Raw genomic sequence first — 16,163 nt, 5'->3', positions numbered from 1 at the left:
TGCCGAGATTGCCCGGTTCGCAGCCCCGTCTCTGGTCAAACGGCGGCGGACAAACTATCGTCGCTTCATGTCAGTCCCAAAGCGCGTCCATGCCGATCGGTGTTGCGGCGCGATCATCGACTATCAGGATTTCTTTTTGGCGCAGCTCGAGCCGCGCAACCGCTCTCGCCTGCGTAAAAACATGCGCAACTTCGCGCGCCTTCTTGCGTATATGCGTATTCCGACGGTCGTCACACTCGAGCGGCCGGTCCACCGAAAAGGCGCGGTGCCGCAGGATATCAAGGCGCCGCTCGGCAGCGCCGCAAAGGTTTTCGAGAAGGATTTCTTCGACCTCACCAAGGAGAAGCCGATCCGGGCCCATCTGAAACGACTGAAGAAGACGCAAATCGTCGTTGCTGGTTGCGAGACCGATGTGTGTGTCCTGCAATCCTGCCTTGGTCTTCTCGAAATGGGTTTTGAGGTTTTCGCGGTCGAGGAGCTGCTGTTTTCGTCGGCGCGCAATGTCGATGCGGCGTTGGTGAGGCTGAGGTCCGAGGGAGTGATCATCCTGTCCTACAAGACGCTGTTCTTCGAGCTGGTCGAGGCCGTGGCAGGTGCGCCGCATGCCGAAAAGATGGTCGCGGCATTCGGCGAATTTCCTTCCGATCTCCCGGAAGAAGCTGTGTCTTGAGGTGGAGGCGTCCCCGCCTGGCGCGCTGTTGCCGCTCGACGGCGGGCTGACGCTGATGGTGCGAAATGCGAAATTCCCTGGTGGTGAAATAGATGTCGGACAAGAAAGTGGATGTCGTCGTGCTCGGCGCGGGCATCGTCGGTGTGTCCGCGGCCTATGCCGCGCGGCAGCAGGGGTTGTCGGTCGTGCTCGTCGATCGGCGTGAGCCCGGCAGCGAGACCTCCTACGGCAATGCCGGCATTCTCTCCAGCGGCTCGATATCGCCGCTGAACAATCCGTCGCTGTGGAGCGCGCTGCCGAAATACCTGACCAACCGGCACGCGGCGCTGCGCTGGAACATCGGCTGGTCGATTCGCAACGCGGAATGGGTGCTCCAGTTTCTGGCCAACGCGATCCCGTCTCGAACCAGACCGCGGGCCGCGGTTTTGCACGGGCTCATCGGCGCATCGCTGAAACTGCATCGGGACTGGATCGTGAAAGCGGGCGCAGGACACCGCATCCGCGAGACCGGCTGGCTGAAGGCGTGGCGCGGCGACGCGATCGATGTGGCGAAGCGGGAACAGGCCTTGCTGACCGAATTTGGTATCGAAAGCCAGTTGCTCGACCGCCAGGCGATTTCCGCGCTCGAGCCAGGCATCGTACCGGTCTATAAAGTGGGGCTACTGCATTCGCAGACGGCCTCGGTCGATTCGCCGGGCGCGGTGGTGAAAGCCTATGCGCGCATGTTCGCGGGCGCAGGCGGCGAGATCCGGCAGTCGGAGATTAGGGCGATCATGCCTGACGGCGAGGGGTGGCGCGTGGTGCTCGCCGATGGCGCGCTTTCCGCGCGCCATGTCGTGGTCGCGCTCGGACCGTGGTCGGCGGAAATCCTGCGGCCGCTCGGCTATCGCGTGCCGCTGGCGTTCGAACGCGGCTACCATCGCGAGTTCAAGCCGAACCCGGCGCGCGCGTTGCGGCGTCCAATCCATGACGCCGATGGCAGTTTCCTGATGACGCCGATGGAGCAGGGCATTCGCGTCACCTCCGGCGTCGAACTCACCGACCATGATGCGCCTTCGTCCTACGCCCAGATCGATGCGGTGGAACCGCTGGCGCGCGAGGTGGTCGAATTTGGCGAGCAGGTCGGCGACACCTGGCGCGGCGCGCGGCCGACGCTGCCCGACAGCCTGCCGATGATCGGCCCGGCGCCGCGGCATGCCGGCCTGTGGCTGGCGTTCGGCAACCAGCACATCGGCTTCACCACGGGGCCTGCGACCGGCGCCGCGATCGCCGCCATGATCAGGGGAACGCCACCATCGTACGACGTCACTCCGTTCGCGCCGAGTCGCTACATCTGAGTTCGTGGCATGATGCATGGTAGCAGTTGCCTGTCGCCGCTTTTTCCGATGGTGCATGTCTTGCCGGGTTGTCATTCCTGCGTTACCCAACGCTATCCAACAATTCCCCAGCCAACATCGCCGCAATCCAGAAGCCTGCCATGACCTCACCCACCGTCACATCCTCGCAAGTACGCACCGCGCTTCTGCTGCGCGATGAAATCGCGTTGCTCGATCTGCGGCACGAGGCGGCTTTCGCCACCGGCCATCCGCTGTTTGCCGCCAACATGGCGGCCGACCGCATCGCGCTCGAAGCGGAGACGCGGCTGCCGCGCAAGGACGTGCCGATCGTGGTTTACGACGCGGGCGAAGGCTTCGTCCCGCAGGCGATCGATCGATTCAAAACGCTGGGATACGCCAATGTCCGCGCGCTCGACGGCGGGCTGCAGGGCTGGCAGGCGGCGGGCTTTGAGCTGTTCCAGGACGTCAATTCCTACGCCAAGGCGTTTGGCGAACTGGTGGAGCATCGGCGCCACACGCCGTCGCTGGCGGCGGAAGAGGTCGCAAGCCTGATTGTGCGCAAGGCCAATATCCGGATTCTCGACGTTCGCCGCTTCGACGAATACGCGACCATGAACATCCCGGGGTCGATCAGCGTGCCCGGGGGCGAACTGGTGCTGCGCGCCGGCGAGGCGGCGCCGGATCCCGAAACCACCATCGTCGTCAATTGCGCCGGCCGCACCCGCTCGATCATCGGCACCCAGTCGCTGATCAATGCCGGCGTCGCCAATAAGGTCGTGGCGCTGCGCAACGGCACCATCGGCTGGACGTTGGCAAAGCAGGATCTCGAACACGGCGCCGGCAGGCGCGGCGCGATCGGCGCTTCCGAGAATGCAAAAGCCAATGCGCGCGATGTCGCCTATCGCGCCGGCGTCCGCCGTGTCGGCCGGGAAGAGGCGCGGGCGCTGGCGGCGCAGACCAGCCGCACGCTCTATCGTTTCGACGTCCGCGACGGCGAGGAATATGCCGCCGGTCACCTCCAGGGGTTCCGCCATTACGCCGGCGGACAGCTGGTGCAGGAGATCGACATGGCAGCCCCGGTGCGCGGCGCGCGGATTCTTCTGTCAGATAATCTCGGCGTCCGCGCCGACATGACCGCGTCCTGGCTCGCGCAGATGGGATGGGAAACCTATGTGCTCGATGGCGGCTATGACGGTGCGCTGGAAGTCGGCCCGCCCGTGGTCCTGCCAAAGCCCGATCCCTCGCACCGCTACCGGCGTCCCTATGAGGGCACCGATGTCTCGACCGCTGCAATGCAGGCCTATCTCGACTGGGAGTATGGCCTGGTCGAGCAGCTCCGGCGCGACGCCAGCCATGGTTTCTTCGTGATTTGAATGGCTACCTCGTAATTTGATGCCGAAAGGCGGCGGCAGGGTCCTTGTCGGCGTGATAGTCTTGGCCTTGCTGGGCGCCGCGAGGTGAGTCGAAAGGCAATGAGAGACAAAAAGGACATCGTGGAAAACTGGCTGCCGCGTTACACCGGCACACAGCTTTCTGAATTCGGAGATTATGTTCTCCTGACCAATTTCGACAATTACGTCGAATGGTTCGCCGCCGGGAACGGCGTTCTGGTCAACGGCATCGATCGGCCGATGCCCAACGCCACGGCCGACGGCATCACGCTGATCAATTTCGGCATGGGAAGCCCGAACGCCGCGACCGTGATGGATCTGCTCAGCGCCATCGCGCCGAAGGCCGTGTTGTTTCTCGGCAAGTGCGGCGGATTGAAGCGTAAAAACCAGATTGGCGATTTGATCCTGCCGATCGCGGCCATCCGGGGCGAGGGGACGTCGAATGATTATTTGCCGCCGGAGGTCCCCGCGCTGCCCGCGTTCGAGTTGCAGCGCGCGGTGTCGACGATGATCCGCGATCTCGGTCGCGACTATTGGACCGGCACCGTGTACACCACCAATCGCCGCGTCTGGGAACATGATGATCGCTTCAAGGAAATCTTGCGCCGCACGCGAAGCATGGCGATCGATATGGAGACGGCAACGATTTTTGCGGCAGGATTCGCCAACCATATTTCGACCGGCGCGCTGCTACTGGTGTCCGATCAGCCGATGATACCCGAGGGTGTGAAGACCGAAGCGTCGGACCGGACGGTGACCGAGAACTATGTCGAGATCCACATCAGGATCGGGATCGAAGCCCTGAAGCTGGTGCGCCGCCGAGGTCGCAGCGTCAAGCATTTGCGTTTCGAAGACGATTTCGACCGGGGCATCGAGACGTAAGGGATTCCCCTGATGTCAGCGCCACGCCAGTAGTATCGCGACCAGGATGACGAGGCTCGCCGACAATACTTTCCAGAACACCAGCGGATTGCGCTCATAGAGCGCTCGCCGCTTCACGGCGGCGGGCTTTGCCCACATGGCGCCATTTTCCAGTTCGTGGGCGAATTCGATGACGTCGCCGAAGCGTTGGGTGGGGTCGACGGCGAGCGCCTTGCCGATCACGGCATCGAGCCAGGCCGGCAGATCGGGACGGTAGCGCGACAGCGAAACCGGTTTGCCGAAGCGTGGCCGCGAAAATGGTTCGATCTCGCCATAGGGGTAGGCGATGCTGAACATGCGGTAGACGGTCACGCCAAGCGCATAGAGATCGGAAAATTCGTCTCCCGCGCGGCCGCTGAAGAGCTCGGGCGCCATGTAACTCGCGGTGCCCGGAATATCCTGCGCCGGGAAATCCTCGAGCAGCGGCACCCGGGCGACGCCAAGATCGACCAGCCGCAATCCGCCGGCCGCCAGCAGTATGACGTTGTCAGGCTTGATGTCGCGATGGATGATGCCGGCGCGATGCAAGGTGGCCACCGCACGTGCCAGCTTGGTCGCAATCCCGATACCTTCGGTGAGCGAGAGCTGCGGCGAGCGGTTCAGGCGCTGCTCGAGCGTTTCGCCCTCGTACAGCGGCATCACCGAATAGAGCCGCGTCTGGCGTCCGGCGGGAACCTCGATGATCTCGCCGATCCACAGGCTTCTGACTCGGGCCGCCACCCATGCTTCGCGTACGAAGGCAAGACGATATGAACCTTCGCTGGCAACGCGGGGGTGAGGAAATTTCAGCACCAGTTTGCGGTTCTGCCGCTTGTCGATGGCGACGAACAGCCGGCTATAGCGGCCGTCGGAAAGCACCTCCTGGAGCACGAAATCGTCGATGGTCTCGCCGGACGACGGCAGCTCCAGGATGGGAAGGGTTTCGATTGCGTGGGTGAGTTCGTTGCGGTCGGCCGGCGGCAGGTCGATGACGTCGAGCACCAGCGCGGTCATGTTGTCGCTGCTGCCGGCGGCCAGCGCCGTGTCCACCAGCTTGCGCGCGGTTTCCTCAGGCGAAGCGCGCTCGTCGAGCAGTACCTGCAGGCGGCCGTCGTCGAGGGCGCCGTGAATGCCGTCGCTGCAGATCAGCAGTCGATCATGTTGCCGCAGGCCGACCGCGGTATAGTCGACGCGCGCGAAATCCTCGAAGCCGATGGCGCGGTTGAGCAAATGGGCGAGGTCGCCGCGTCCTGCGACGTGGTCCTTGGTCAGCCGCTCCAGACGGCCTTCGCTCAAGCGGTAGGCGCGTGTGTCGCCGATGTGAACAATGTGACAGGTGCGGCGCGACAGGATCATTGACGAGAACGCGCAGCTCATGCCGCTGAGCCGGGAATCGACGCGGCCCTGCGCATAGATCCAGCTGTTGGCGGCCTCCAGCGCCCGCGAGGCGATGCGCCGAACGCCCAGCGTTTCGGGAAGCGAATAGTAGGCGTCGAGAAAACAACGCACGGTCAGTTCGGCGGCTTCCCGTCCGCCCTTGTGGCCTCCGACGCCATCCGCCACCGCGGCAACGATGTCGCGGTTGAATGCGCCGGTCTGACCGAGGCAGGCCGCGACGTAGTCTTCGTTGGTCGCCCGCTTGCCGGTCTCGCTGACGAAACCGACGCGCACCTGAAGATTTCTCTGCGAACCGATCGTCACGTCAGAGACCCGCCGAGCCCTTGGAAGCGCGCGTCGTCAGACCCGCGCTCCCGATGCAGCGCCCCATGTCGTGCGCCATCGGACCTTGACCATGGCAAGTCCGATAAAGCCAAGCAATGCCAGCACCCCGAAAAACAGGAAGCCGGCCCCGAAGCCGCCGGTTGCGGCCTTGGCGGTGCCGAGCGCCTGGGCCAGGAAAAAGCCGCCGACGCCTCCGGCGCACCCGACCAGACCGGTCATCAGGCCGATGTCCTGACGGAAGCGGAGCGGGATGAGTTGAAACACCGCGCCGTTGCCCATGCCGAGCGCCAGCACGCCGACCGAGAACAGCAGCACCGACATCCACGCGATGCGCGGCATCTGCAGCAGCGACCAGCCCGCCGCGGTCGGCGCCGCCGGTCCTTCCGGCATGAAGGCGATGACGAGATAAGCGGCAACCACAACCGCGAACAGCACCGACAGCGAGCGGATGCCGCCGATGCGGTCGGCAATCAGCCCGCCGACCGGGCGGAAGCCGGAGCCAAAGGCGACGATCAGCGAGACCAGCAGACCTGCCGCGACGCCGGAGACGTGATACTGCACGGTGAAATACAGCGGCAGCGCGTTGGCGAGGCCAACGAAGCCGCCGAAAGTGATGAAGTAGAAGAACATGAACCAGCGGCTGTCAGGATCGCGCAGCAGCGTGGCATAGGCCTTCAGCGAGATCGGTTTGCGCTCGCCCGGCGCATCCTTGGCCGCGAAGACGTAATATGCGAGCACCAGCACCATCGGAATCAGCAGGAAACCGAACACGGCCTGCCAGCCGAAATGCTCGGCGATCGTCGGTGCGAGCATCGTATCGATGACGACGCCCATATTGCCGGCGCCTGCGATGCCCATCACCACGCCCTGATATTGCGGCGGGTACCAGCGGCTCGCCTGTGGCAAAGCGACGGCGAAGGACGCGCCGCCAATGCCGAGCACCAGGCCGAAGATGATGATCGCGAGCTTGCTGTCGAGCCCGTACCGCCATACCCACGCCGTCGCCGCGGTGACGATGAGCTGCGCGATAATTCCGGTTCGCTTGGCGCCGATGATATCGGCCAGGATGCCCATCGGGACGCGCAGCAGCGCGCCGGCCAGAACCGGGATGGCCACGAGGGTAAACTTCTCGCTGACCGCGAGGTTCATGTCGTGCGCGATGTAGACCATCAGCGGGCCGAGCGCGACCCAGGCCATGAAACTGATGTCGAAGTAAAGAAACGCGGCCAGCAGCGTCGGCCAATGGCCAGCCTTCTTAAACTCAGCAAACTTCATTGCGACAGCCTCGCGATCATGCGGCCGATGGCGTGCGCGCAGGTGCGGCAGGTCTCGGCACGACAGATGGAATATGGGTGAAAGCGAGAGCCGTTCTCGTCATTGAGACGGTCTCGATTGGCGCTAAAGGCAGCAATATCTGTGCCATTCGATTGCGAGCGGCACTTTGCCTTTAATCGCAACGCGTTGACCGCTATTCCGCCGCCAGGGAAGAAAACCCGATCTGCTGCAGCGGGCAGCAAACCGCGCCACTCAAACGCGCAGGGTGGTGCTTTTTTGTGCGGTGCGCACAAGCGCCCGAATTCGCGGCAGCCGATAAACCTATTGATATCGCTCGCGGAATCGCTGCTGCCGAGTTGGCACGCGTTTTGTATTCAAGGAAATATCGATCGTCATTGATGATGGTCAGCTGCCCGCGGATGGGCTCCTCAAAACTCCCAATCTCTATTCCACCGATCGACGACGCATGGCGCGTCGACGCGCGGTGTCGTCGGAATGCGAAAGGCAGATCATGCTCGAGAAAGTTAGCAGGCAGAAGCTGGTGGTGATCGGCAACGGCATGGCCGGCATCCGCACAGTGGAAACGCTGCTGGAGCGTGCGCCTGATCTCTACGACATCACGGTGTTCGGTTCCGAGCCTTACGGCAATTACAATCGTATCCTGCTGTCGCCGGTTCTCTCCGGCGAGAAGTCCGTCGACGACATCATGCTCAACACCGAGCAATGGTATGACGACAACGGCATCACGCTGCGCAAGGGCGAGACGATCGTGATGATCGACCGGCGCACCTGCGAAGTCGTCACCGCCACGGGCGCGCGCGTTGCTTATGATCGGCTGCTGATCGCGACCGGCTCCAACCCGATCATGTTGCCGCTCCCCGGCAAGGATCTTCCCGGCGTCATTGGCTTTCGGGATATCCAGGACGTCGAGCGCATGGTTGAAGCCTCGACGAGCCATCCGAACGCCGTCGTGATCGGTGGAGGCTTGCTCGGCCTCGAGGCCGCCAACGGGTTGATGAAGCGCGGCATGAACGTCACCGTCGTGCATCTGCTCGACTGCCTGATGGAACGCCAGCTCGATCCGGTTGCAAGCGGAATGTTGCGCAAGTCGCTGGAAGAGCGCGGCATGGTGTTCAAGATGCCGGCGCAGACGCAGGCGATCCTGGGCGAGGACCGCGTCACGGGCGTGCGCTTTGCCGATGGCGTGGAGCTGCCGGCCGACCTGGTCGTGATGGCCGTCGGTATCCGCCCGAACATCGAGCTCGCGCAGAAGGCGGGCATCCATTGCGAGCGTGGCATTGTCGTCTCCGACACCATGCAGACCTATGACGGGCGCATCTACGCGGTCGGAGAATGCGTGCAGCACCGTCGCCAGACCTACGGTCTGGTCGCGCCGCTGTTCGATCAGGCCAAGGTCTGCGCCAATCAGCTCGCCATGAAGGGCTTTGCCAGCTATTCGGGATCGGTGGTCTCGACCAAGCTGAAGGTGACGGGCATCGACCTGTTCTCCGCCGGCGATTTTGCGCCCGGCCCCGACAAGGAAGAAGTCGTGATGCAGGACGCCGCGCGTGGCGTCTACAAGCGGATCGTCCTGCGCGACAAGAAGATCGTCGGCGCCGTGCTTTACGGCGATACGGTCGACGGGCCCTGGTATTTCCAGCATCTGCGCGACGGCACCGATATCTCGCAGATGCGCGAGCGCCTGGTATTCGGCGCGGCCAATCTCGGCGACGGCGGTCACGCCGGCCAGAATTCGGTTGCCGCGATGGGCGACGAGGCCGAGATCTGCGGCTGCAACGGCGTCTGCAAGGGCACCATCGTCAAGGCGATCGCCGAAAAGAAGCTGTTCACGATCGATGACGTGCGCGCCCACACCAAGGCGTCATCGTCATGCGGCTCATGTACCGGCCTCGTCGAGCAAGTGCTCGCGTTCACGCTCGGTGGCGATTATTCGACGGCGCCGAAGGTCAAGCCGATGTGCAAATGCACCGATCACAGCCATGACGACGCGCGCCGCGTTATCGTCGAGCAGCAGCTGAAGACCATTCCCGACGTCATGAAGTTCATGGATTGGAAGACCGCCAACGGCTGCCATTCCTGCCGGCCGGCGCTGAACTACTATTTGCTCGCCACCTGGCCCGGCGAGTATCGCGACGACCAGCAGTCGCGTTACATCAACGAACGCGTCCATGCCAACATCCAGAAGGACGGCACCTATTCGGTGGTGCCGCGGATGTGGGGCGGCGTGACCACGCCGAACGAATTGCGGGCCATTGCCGACGTCGCCGACAAGTTCAAGATTCCGACCGTCAAGGTCACCGGCGGCCAGCGCATCGATCTGCTCGGCGTCAAGAAGGAGGATCTGCCGGCGGTCTGGGCCGACCTCAACGACGCCGGCATGGTGTCCGGGCATGCGTATGCCAAGGGGCTGCGCACGGTAAAGACCTGCGTCGGCTCGGAATGGTGCCGCTTCGGCACCCAGGACTCGACCGGGCTCGGCATCAAGATCGAAAGATTCATGTGGGGGTCCTGGGCTCCGGCCAAGGTGAAGATGGCGGTGTCGGGTTGTCCGCGCAACTGCGCCGAATCGACCTGCAAGGATGTCGGCGTGATCTGCGTCGATTCAGGATACGAGATCCATTTCGCGGGCGCTGCCGGCCTTCACATCAAGGGAACCGAATTCCTTGCCAAGGTGGCGACCGAGGAGGAGACGCTGGAGTTGATCGCGGCGCTGACGCAGCTCTATCGCGAGCAGGGCTGGTATCTGGAGCGGATGTACAAGTGGTGCGATCGTGTCGGGCTCGATGCCATCCGCAAGCAGGTGGTCGATGATCTCACCAACCGCAAAGCGCTGTACGACCGCTTCGTGTATTCGCAGCAGTTCTCGCAAAGCGATCCGTGGGCGGAACGCGCCCAGCGCGGTGTCGATCGCAACGAGTTCGCGCCGATGGCGGAGCTTGAACTCGCATGACCGGAGTTCGCATGACACGGTGGATTGAAATCGGAGCCCTGGACCAGATTCCGCGCCTCGGCGCCCGCGTGGTGCGCACGGCGTCGGGAAACATCGCGGTATTCCGGACCGAAGACGACGAGGTATTCGCGCTCGACGACCGTTGCCCGCACAAAGGCGGACCGTTGTCGCAAGGCATCGTGCACAACAAGCGCGTCACCTGTCCGCTGCACAATTTCGTCATCGAGCTTGCGAACGGCGAGGCGGTCGCTCCTGACGAGGGATGCGCGCACTCGTATCCGGCCAAGGTGGAGAACGGCACCGTGTGGCTGTCCGTTCGTGAGGTAGTCGCCGCTTCCGCCGATTGAGGGTAACGACGCGTGCCAGTCAAGACGACATGTCCCTATTGCGGCGTCGGCTGCGGCGTCGTGGCCGACAGGGATCCGGCGGGGGCGGTCACGGTCCGGGGTGATCAGCTGCATCCGGCAAATTTCGGGCGGCTGTGCGCGAAAGGATCGGCGCTGGCTGAAACCGTCGATCTGGAAGGACGCCTGCTCGAGCCCATGGTCAACGGCCGCGCTGCGACCTGGGACGCCGCGCTCGGCCATGTCGCCGATGGATTCAGCAAGGCGATCCGGGAGCACGGGCCTGACGCGGTGGCGTTCTACGTCTCGGGCCAGCTTCTCACCGAGGACTACTACGTCGTCAACAAGCTCGCGAAGGGCTTTGTCGGCACCGCCAATATCGATACCAATTCGCGGCTGTGCATGGCCTCCAGCGTGGTGGGTCACAAGCGTGCCTTCGGCAGCGACACCGTTCCGGGTTGTTATGAAGATCTGGAACTGGCCGACCTGCTGGTCCTGGTCGGATCCAATGCGGCCTGGTGCCATCCGATTCTTCACCAGCGCATGCTGGCGGCGAAAGCCAAAAATCCCGCTTGCCGCATCGTCGTCATCGACCCGCGCCGGACGGCGACCTGCGAGGGCGCCGACCTGCATCTGCCGGTTCGTTCGGGCAGCGACTCCGTTTTGTTCAACGGATTGCTGGCGTATCTTGCGAAGAACAAGGCGGCCGATGGCGCGTTCGTCGGCGATTTCACCACCGGCGCCGAGGCGGCGCTGGCGCAAGTAGCTGGCCAGACCGTGGCGCACACGGCTGACGTCTGCGGGCTGACGGGCAGTGCAGTCGAGCAGTTTTTCAGCTGGTTCGCCAGGACCGAGCGCGTCGTCACGCTCTATTCCCAGGGCATCAATCAGTCGAGCAGCGGCGTCGACAAGGTCAATGCGATCATCAACTGCCATCTGCTGACCGGCCGGATCGGAAAGCCCGGCATGGGGCCGTTCTCGCTCACCGGCCAGCCCAATGCGATGGGCGGACGCGAAGTCGGTGGCCTCGCCAATCAGCTCGCCGCCCATATGGAGATCGAGAACCCGCGCCATCGCGAACTCGTGCAGCGCTTCTGGCGCTCGCCCGTCATCGCAGACAAGTCCGGGCTCAAGGCGGTCGAGATGTTCGACGCGATGGCCGACGGCCGCATCAAGGCGGTCTGGATCATGTCCACCAATCCGCTGGTCAGCCTGCCGGATGCCACGCGCGCGCGCGCCGCGCTGGATGCCTGCGACCTCGTCGTGGTGTCGGATTGCATGCGGCATACCGACACGACGCGTCACGGCCATGTGCTGCTGCCTGCGACGGCGTGGGGCGAAAAGGACGGCACCGTCACCAATTCCGAGCGCCGCATCTCCCGGCAACGGCCGTTCTTGCCGGCACCCGGCTCCGCGCGTCCGGATTGGCGGATCATCTGCGATGTCGCCCGCCGCATGGGATTTTCAGGCTTCGACTATACGAGCGTGGCCGGGATATTTCGGGAGCACGCCAGCCTCTCCGGCTTTGAGAATAATGGCGTGCGGGATTTCGATCTCTCCGCCTTGAGCACGCTCGATGATCGCGCTTACGAGACGCTGGCCCCGGTACAATGGCCGGTGACGCGGGATTATCCGACCGGCACGCAGCGGCTGTTCGAGACCGGCGGATTCTTCACCCCCGATCGCAAGGCGCGCTTTATTCCGGTTGTGCCGCGCCCGCCCAAGAACCCGACCAGCCGCGAGCATCCCCTGATTCTCAACACCGGCCGGATTCGCGACCAGTGGCACACCATGACGCGGACCGGGAAATCGCCGCGACTGATGATGCACATGTTCGAACCCTGCGCCGAATTCCACCCCGAGGATGCGCGCAAGGCGGAGCTCGACGACGGCGCGCTCGCCCGGCTCTCCAGTCCCTGGGGCCAGATGGTGGCGCGCGTGACCGTCACCGCCGAACAGCGGCGCGGCTGCGTGTTCGTGCCGATGCACTGGAATGGCGAGTATGCCGGCGACGGACTGATCAACGCGCTGGTCAATCCCGCGACCGATCCGATATCCGGACAGCCGGAATCCAAGCATACGCCCGTGAAGGCCGAGCCCTATCTGCCGAAATGGCATGCCTTCATTCTAAGCCGTTACGAGATCGAGCGCCCGGAGAAGGGGTACTGGGTTTCCGGACGGTCGGGCATGTGCTGGCGCATGGAGCTGGCGATCGAGGAACGGCCGGCGAGCTGGCGCGATTGGGCGCGCGCGCAGCTCCGCGCCGAGCAGGCGGACATCGAATGGATCGCCTATCGCGATCCGAGCATCGGCCGGTATCGTTACGCGAGCATTCGCGACGGGCGGTTGGAGGGATGCATCTTCATCGCCTCGGACCACAAACTGGTGTCGCGTTCATGGCTGACCAATTTGTTCGCGGAAAACACGCTCTCGCCCAAGGCGCGGATGTCGCTGCTCACAGGGCAGCCGCTGGAAGCCGGCGAAGATATCGGGCCGATCGTCTGCTCGTGCTTCGGTATCGGGCAACGGCAAATCTCCGCCGAAATCAGCAAAGGCGCGAGAAATGTCGAAGCTATCGGCCAGCGCCTGAAAGCCGGCACCAATTGCGGCGCGTGCAAGCCGGAGATCGGCAAGCTGCTCAATGGCGCGCCCGTACCAAAACCCCTGCCGGCGTGAGTTTTTCCGATTCCCGGCCTATTTGCCGGGTCCATCCTTGCCCGTGACGAACACGTCGCGATGGGGAAACTTTCCGAATAATTCCGGCGGCTGGCTGAAATTGGTGGCGAGCACGTCGGCCGGGTTGGCCGCGATCCATTGCGACAGGTCGATGGTCTCGTAGATACCGGAATTGAAGCCGATCAGGACGCGCGCAGGCTTGTCGCCGACATTTTCGATCGAGTGCCCGTAGCCTTGCGGGATATAGCCGACGTCGCCCTGCTGCAACTGCTCTATCCTTGTGCGCCCGTGCGAGCCGAACAGCGTGACGCTGACGGTGCCGTCCAGCACGTACTGCCACTCGTCGGCATTCGGATGCCAGTGCAGTGTTCGCAGCGCACCGGGATCGAGATCGAGCACGACGCCGGTGATGGTTTTCGCAATCGGAAAGCGGCTTGAATCGACGCGCCATTCCCGGCCGCCCTGAAAGATGCCGTGCGGCGGCTGCGCCAGCAGGCGGTATTTGTGCGTTTGCGGCGGCAGCTTCCAGCCCTGCAGCGGCACCGACGGCTCCGCGGGTGGCGGCTTGCCGCGGGCAAAATACACTTCGTCTTTGGGGAAATTGTCGAACGCCGATTCCGGCACGCCAAAGTTCTTTGCCAGCAGCGCTTTCGGGATGTGCCCGATCCAGTCGGTGATGCTGAAGGTACCGAACTCGGAAAAATAACCGTTGTCGAAGATCAGAATGAAACGGCAGGGCTTGTCGCCAAGACATTGCAGCATGTGACCGTGACCGCGGGGGAAGTACCAGACGTCGCCCGGATCGAAATCGTTGGTCTCGGCAAAGCCGTTGGGATCGACGACGGTGGTGCGAACGCGCCCCTCGAACACGAACGCCCATTCGGCCGCGGTGGCGTGCCAGTGCATCTCGCGCATCGCGCCGGGCTCGAGCCGCATCGAAACCCCGGCAATTCCCTTGGAGATCGGCAGCTGCGTGACGGTGGCTTCCTTGCCGTAGCTGTTGCCGATCACCTTGCCGGCGGATTTCTCCAGCGCGAACTTGAAGGTCGGCAGGTCCTTTCCCGACACCGAGGGATCGGGGACGTTGTTCATGAAGCTGGGATCGCCGGCGACCGCCACTTGCGATCCGGCCAGCGTCGCCAGCGAGGCGATGGCGGCGGCGGCAGCGAGAAACTCCCGGCGTTGCGGATCGGACATGTTGGTCTCCCTGGTGAGCGAAAATCCTCCGGCGGGCGGCCGTGTCGCCTCTCGTGCCGGCACGGGCTAGCGATCTCACGGGATCATGCTGGCGGCCAGGCTTCACGTCCAGCCTGTGCAGGTCCGCTCGCGGCGCAACCCGGACCTGGCCAATGGCGATGTCGGCCACGCATAGTCCTGCTGCGCTCTTCCCATCGCTCGTCTTCCAGTCGTCACTGTGCTAATTTGAGCCAACAGGAATAGCTCCAGGAGCTTTCTGACCGGTAGCCGCATGTTCGTCTTTGGCGACAGAGAGATGCGATGATGGCTATGTGACGGCTCTTGTCTCGCGACCAGACTTGATGACGCGGCTAACGCGAAGGGCTTGTCATGAACCAGACGATTCCAGTCAATGAGCCCGGACGCCTTGTCGCGCTGACAAACTACGCAATCCTCGACACGCTTCCAGAAGCCGGTTTCGACGAAATCACCGAACTGGCGGCGCAGATCTGCGGCTGCCCCGCCGCCCTGGTCAGCTTCGTCGACGCCTCGCGGCAGTGGATCAAGGCGAAGTATGGTCCACTTCCAGTAGAGCTTTCCGAATGCCCGCGGGAAATTTCGATTTGCACGGCCACGATCTGCAACAACGACATCCTCTACATTCCCGACCTGATAAAGGATCAACGATTCAATACCAGCCCGCTGGTGACGGGCGATATGCACATTCGCTTCTATTGCGGCGTTCCCCTCATCACGCAGGACGGCTATGCCCTGGGCACCTTGTGCGTGATCGCTTTCGAGCCGCGGGAACTTACCTTCGAGCAGCAGGAGGCGCTCAGACGACTGGCACACCAGACGATGGTTCACCTCGAATTGCGCCGGCAATTGCGCGTGCGCAACGAGATGCTGCGTGAGTTGGAGCGTGCACGCGACCAGGCCGTCGCCGGGAAAGCCGAATCGGACAAGCTGCTGCTGAACATCCTGCCGTCATCCATCGCAGCCGAGCTCAAGGCAAATGACCGCGTTCAGCCGCGCTTCTTCGATTCTGCGACGGTGATGCTGATCGATTTCACCGGCTTCACCCGACTGGTCGAAACCATGGAGCCGGCGAGCGTCATTGACCAGCTCGACCAGCACTTCACCAGGTTCGACGACATCATGGCCAAGCAGCGCCTCGAAAAACTCAAGACGATCGGAGACGCCTATCTCGCTGTCGGCGGCGTACCGGAGCCTAATCGCTCGCACGCCATCGATGCCGCGTTGGCGGCGCTGCAGGTCATCGATCACCTGGCCAGACTCAATCGGCAACGCGAGAAGCTGCACCTTCCGGCGTGGCAGGTAAGAATTGGAATCAATACCGGACCGGTCATCGCCGGCGTCGTCGGGAAACACAAATTCACCTACGATATCTGGGGAAATACCGTGAATATAACCCAGCGCGTCGAAGCCGCCGGCGCTCCCGGACGCATCAGCATCGCCGAATCAACCTGGCAGCACATCAAAACGCGATTCGAGACCGACGCTCGTGGCGCCGTCGAAGTGAAGCATCAGGGTTTGGTGAATATGTATTACCTCAACCGCATCCGGCCCGAATTTTCCTCTGATCCGGCCGGGATAACGCCAAACGACCGGTTCTGGAAACAGGAATGAGCGTGCGCTTTGCGCCACCGCCCGGGAAGGGCGCCATCGCCGGATCATCTC

General features: G+C 63.3%; 11 protein-coding genes. 8 read left to right on the top strand and 3 right to left on the bottom strand.

The genetic code is table 11. From position 1 onward, the window contains the following. The first annotated feature begins 67 nt into the window (after positions 1-67). From JQ611_RS31355 to JQ611_RS31340, 4 genes are all read left to right on the top strand, one after another. The gene (locus JQ611_RS31355) at positions 68-670 is read left to right on the top strand and encodes an isochorismatase family protein (RefSeq protein WP_212267877.1); all 603 of its coding nucleotides are present in this window, start codon (positions 68-70) and stop codon (positions 668-670) included. 92 nt (positions 671-762) lie between these two features. After that, a complete protein-coding gene (locus JQ611_RS31350; protein ID WP_212467612.1) occupies positions 763-2,007 on the top strand; it encodes an FAD-binding oxidoreductase in 1,245 nt (414 codons plus the stop codon). A 140-nt stretch (positions 2,008-2,147) separates the two neighbouring features. Continuing rightward, a complete protein-coding gene (locus JQ611_RS31345; protein ID WP_212467611.1) occupies positions 2,148-3,380 on the top strand; it encodes a rhodanese-like domain-containing protein in 1,233 nt (410 codons plus the stop codon). 99 nt (positions 3,381-3,479) lie between these two features. Beyond that, positions 3,480-4,280, top strand: coding sequence for an AMP nucleosidase (locus tag JQ611_RS31340; protein WP_212209344.1), 801 nt, complete (start codon positions 3,480-3,482; stop codon positions 4,278-4,280). A 15-nt stretch (positions 4,281-4,295) separates the two neighbouring features. Here the strand turns inward: JQ611_RS31340 and JQ611_RS42810 are convergent, their stop codons facing one another. Together JQ611_RS42810 and JQ611_RS31330 are read right to left on the bottom strand one after the other, a co-directional pair. Beyond that, entirely contained in the window at positions 4,296-5,999 is a 1,704-nt protein-coding gene (locus JQ611_RS42810; RefSeq protein WP_312012295.1) for a protein kinase domain-containing protein, read from the bottom strand. A gap of 36 nt (positions 6,000-6,035) precedes the next feature. Then, on the bottom strand, positions 6,036-7,295 hold the full coding sequence (locus JQ611_RS31330) for a NarK/NasA family nitrate transporter (RefSeq protein WP_212267886.1): 1,260 nt from the start codon (positions 7,293-7,295) through the stop codon (positions 6,036-6,038). 511 nt (positions 7,296-7,806) lie between these two features. On the opposite strand from JQ611_RS31330, the gene nirB reads away from it, so the two are divergent. The 3 genes from nirB to JQ611_RS31315 are packed head-to-tail and all read left to right on the top strand — an operon-like array spanning position 7,807 to position 13,286. After that, a complete protein-coding gene (gene nirB, locus JQ611_RS31325; RefSeq protein ID WP_212467610.1) occupies positions 7,807-10,266 on the top strand; it encodes a nitrite reductase large subunit NirB in 2,460 nt (819 codons plus the stop codon). A gap of 11 nt (positions 10,267-10,277) precedes the next feature. Further along, positions 10,278-10,613, top strand: a complete 336-nt coding sequence (gene nirD / locus JQ611_RS31320) for a nitrite reductase small subunit NirD (RefSeq protein WP_212267890.1) — start codon at positions 10,278-10,280, stop codon at positions 10,611-10,613. A 12-nt stretch (positions 10,614-10,625) separates the two neighbouring features. Beyond that, the gene (locus tag JQ611_RS31315) at positions 10,626-13,286 is read left to right on the top strand and encodes a nitrate reductase (protein WP_212467609.1); all 2,661 of its coding nucleotides are present in this window, start codon (positions 10,626-10,628) and stop codon (positions 13,284-13,286) included. Positions 13,287-13,304: 18 nt separating this feature from the next. Here JQ611_RS31315 and JQ611_RS31310 read toward each other — a convergent pair whose 3' ends face one another. Further along, positions 13,305-14,483, bottom strand: a complete 1,179-nt coding sequence (locus tag JQ611_RS31310) for a cupin domain-containing protein (RefSeq protein WP_212467608.1) — start codon at positions 14,481-14,483, stop codon at positions 13,305-13,307. A gap of 369 nt (positions 14,484-14,852) precedes the next feature. Between JQ611_RS31310 and JQ611_RS31305 the strand changes: the two genes are divergently transcribed. Then, positions 14,853-16,112, top strand: a complete 1,260-nt coding sequence (locus tag JQ611_RS31305; RefSeq protein WP_212467607.1) for an adenylate/guanylate cyclase domain-containing protein — start codon at positions 14,853-14,855, stop codon at positions 16,110-16,112. The last annotated feature ends 51 nt before the right edge of the window (positions 16,113-16,163 follow it).

The organism is Bradyrhizobium sp. AUGA SZCCT0182, from assembly GCF_018130185.1.
Classification (GTDB): Bacteria; Pseudomonadota; Alphaproteobacteria; order Rhizobiales; family Xanthobacteraceae; genus Bradyrhizobium.
The sequence above is the reverse complement of the archived record's forward strand: the minus strand, read 5'-3'. Positions and strand labels throughout refer to the sequence as shown.